The organism is Vibrio sp. 1288 (genome assembly GCF_033344475.1).
The window spans coordinates 1-581 of sequence record NZ_JAWPOX010000862.1 but is presented as its reverse complement, the minus strand read 5'-3'; the positions used below and the strand labels follow the sequence as shown (position 1 = coordinate 581).

Sequence of the window (581 nt, the reverse complement as noted above, 5' to 3'; positions counted from 1 at the left end):
ATTGTATTCCTGATCGCACCCTTGGCTTATTTGTTGCTGCATTCCTACGTGATTTATGCACCAGCGCTGGCGATCATTTTGTACGTATTACCCCACATGATTCACGCCAGCATGACCAACTCTCGTATGCAGGGTGACTACCGTTATTCGTTCTGGGGTGAGGTATACGAAACCGTGCTTGCTTGGTATATCGCAAGGCCAACAACGGTGGCTTTGTTTGCACCCCATAAAGGGACATTCAACGTAACGGCAAAAGGCGGTTTGGTTGAAAAATCTCACTACGATTGGGTGATCTCCCGACCATATTTGGTTTTGGTTGCACTCAACATTCTGGGCTTTGCTGTAGGGATTTACCGAATGGGGTGGGGGCCTCAAGACGAAATCGGTACGGTTATCGTGAACCTCGTTTGGACGATGTACAACTTGTTGATTTTAGGTGCTGCTGTCGCCGTTGCGGTAGAAGCCAAACAAGTGCGAAAAGATCACCGAGTAGAGGTAGCGATTCCTGTCGCGGTAAGGCTTCACTCAGGGCACTTGATTCAAGCGCAGATGAAGGATTTCTCTTTGGGTGGCGTGCGCAT

At 49.1% G+C, this 581-nt stretch carries 1 pseudogene; it reads left to right on the top strand.

The features are described from left to right. Positions 1-581: pseudogene (locus tag R8O11_RS29780) on the top strand (UDP-forming cellulose synthase catalytic subunit); the annotation flags it as partial.